At 52.9% G+C, this 2,976-nt stretch carries 1 rRNA gene; it reads left to right on the top strand.

Annotated elements, in window-relative coordinates:
- The first annotated feature begins 35 nt into the window (after positions 1 to 35).
- Positions 36 to 2,942, top strand: a 23S ribosomal RNA gene (locus QQZ17_RS16135).
- The last annotated feature ends 34 nt before the right edge of the window (positions 2,943 to 2,976 follow it).

Here is a 2,976-nt window from a genome sequence, read left to right as displayed (position 1 = left end):
CTGACGGTGTTTTACGAAACATCTTCGGGTTGTGAGGTTAAGCGACTAAGCGTACACGGTGGATGCCCTGGCAGTCAGAGGCGATGAAGGACGTGCTAATCTGCGAAAAGCGTCGGTAAGGTGATATGAACCGTTATAGCCGGCGATGTCCGAATGGGGAAACCCAGTGCAATTCGTTGCACTATCGTTAAGTGAATACATAGCTTAACGAGGCGAACCGGGGGAACTGAAACATCTAAGTACCCCGAGGAAAAGAAATCAACCGAGATTCCCCCAGTAGCGGCGAGCGAACGGGGAGCAGCCCAGAGCCTGAATCAGCATGTGTGTTAGTGGAACGGTCTGGAAAGGCCGGCGATACAGGGTGACAGCCCCGTACACAAAAGTGCATGTGTTGTGAGCTCGATGAGTAGGGCGGGACACGTGGTATCCTGTCTGAATATGGGGGGACCATCCTCCAAGGCTAAATACTCCTGACTGACCGATAGTGAACCAGTACCGTGAGGGAAAGGCGAAAAGAACCCCGGCGAGGGGAGTGAAAAAGAACCTGAAACCGTGTACGTACAAGCAGTGGGAGCCTCTTTTATGGGGTGACTGCGTACCTTTTGTATAATGGGTCAGCGACTTATATTCTGTAGCAAGGTTAACCGAATAGGGGAGCCGAAGGGAAACCGAGTCTTAACTGGGCGTTAAGTTGCAGGGTATAGACCCGAAACCCGGTGATCTAGCCATGGGCAGGTTGAAGGTTGGGTAACACTAACTGGAGGACCGAACCGACTAATGTTGAAAAATTAGCGGATGACTTGTGGCTGGGGGTGAAAGGCCAATCAAACCGGGAGATAGCTGGTTCTCCCCGAAAGCTATTTAGGTAGCGCCTCGTGAACTCATCTTCGGGGGTAGAGCACTGTTTCGGCTAGGGGGTCATCCCGACTTACCAACCCGATGCAAACTGCGAATACCGAAGAATGTTATCACGGGAGACACACGGCGGGTGCTAACGTCCGTCGTGAAGAGGGAAACAACCCAGACCGCCAGCTAAGGTCCCAAAGTCATGGTTAAGTGGGAAACGATGTGGGAAGGCTCAGACAGCCAGGATGTTGGCTTAGAAGCAGCCATCATTTAAAGAAAGCGTAATAGCTCACTGGTCGAGTCGGCCTGCGCGGAAGATGTAACGGGGCTAAACCATGCACCGAAGCTGCGGCAGCGACACTATGTGTTGTTGGGTAGGGGAGCGTTCTGTAAGCCTGCGAAGGTGTGCTGTGAGGCATGCTGGAGGTATCAGAAGTGCGAATGCTGACATAAGTAACGATAAAGCGGGTGAAAAGCCCGCTCGCCGGAAGACCAAGGGTTCCTGTCCAACGTTAATCGGGGCAGGGTGAGTCGACCCCTAAGGCGAGGCCGAAAGGCGTAGTCGATGGGAAACAGGTTAATATTCCTGTACTTGGTGTTACTGCGAAGGGGGGACGGAGAAGGCTATGTTGGCCGGGCGACGGTTGTCCCGGTTTAAGCGTGTAGGTGTGTGTTCCAGGTAAATCCGGTTCACTCTAACACTGAGGCGTGATGACGAGGCACTACGGTGCTGAAGTAACAAATGCCCTGCTTCCAGGAAAAGCCTCTAAGCATCAGGTAACATCAAATCGTACCCCAAACCGACACAGGTGGTCAGGTAGAGAATACCAAGGCGCTTGAGAGAACTCGGGTGAAGGAACTAGGCAAAATGGTGCCGTAACTTCGGGAGAAGGCACGCTGATATGTAGGTGAAGTGATTTACTCATGGAGCTGAAATCAGTCGAAGATACCAGCTGGCTGCAACTGTTTATTAAAAACACAGCACTGTGCAAACACGAAAGTGGACGTATACGGTGTGACGCCTGCCCGGTGCCGGAAGGTTAATTGATGGGGTTATCCTTAGGGAGAAGCTCTTGATCGAAGCCCCGGTAAACGGCGGCCGTAACTATAACGGTCCTAAGGTAGCGAAATTCCTTGTCGGGTAAGTTCCGACCTGCACGAATGGCGTAATGATGGCCAGGCTGTCTCCACCCGAGACTCAGTGAAATTGAACTCGCTGTGAAGATGCAGTGTACCCGCGGCAAGACGGAAAGACCCCGTGAACCTTTACTATAGCTTGACACTGAACACTGGTCCTTGATGTGTAGGATAGGTGGGAGGCTTTGAAGTGTGGACGCCAGTCTGCATGGAGCCAACCTTGAAATACCACCCTTTAATGGCTGGTGTTCTAACGTGGGCCCGTAATCCGGGTTGCGGACAGTGTCTGGTGGGTAGTTTGACTGGGGCGGTCTCCTCCTAAAGAGTAACGGAGGAGCACGAAGGTTAGCTAATCCTGGTCGGACATCAGGAGGTTAGTGCAAAGGCATAAGCTAGCTTGACTGCGAGCGTGACGGCGCGAGCAGGTGCGAAAGCAGGTCTTAGTGATCCGGTGGTTCTGAATGGAAGGGCCATCGCTCAACGGATAAAAGGTACTCCGGGGATAACAGGCTGATACCGCCCAAGAGTTCATATCGACGGCGGTGTTTGGCACCTCGATGTCGGCTCATCACATCCTGGGGCTGAAGTAGGTCCCAAGGGTATGGCTGTTCGCCATTTAAAGTGGTACGCGAGCTGGGTTTAGAACGTCGTGAGACAGTTCGGTCCCTATCTGCCGTGGGCGCTGGAGAATTGAGGGGGGCTGCTCCTAGTACGAGAGGACCGGAGTGGACGCATCACTGGTGTTCGGGTTGTCATGCCAATGGCACTGCCCGGTAGCTAAATGCGGAAAAGATAAGTGCTGAAAGCATCTAAGCACGAAACTTGCCCCGAGATGAGTTCTCCCTGACCCTTTAAGGGTCCTGAAGGAACGTTGAAGACGACGACGTTGATAGGCCGGGTGTGTAAGCGCAGCGATGCGTTGAGCTAACCGGTACTAATGAACCGTGAGGCTTAACCTTACAACGCCGAAGCTGTTTTGGCGGATTTGAGAGA

The organism is Citrobacter sp. T1.2D-1, from assembly GCF_950098555.1.
Classification (GTDB): domain Bacteria; phylum Pseudomonadota; class Gammaproteobacteria; order Enterobacterales; family Enterobacteriaceae; genus Citrobacter_A; species Citrobacter_A telavivensis.
This window is presented reverse-complemented; position numbering and strand designations above follow the sequence as displayed.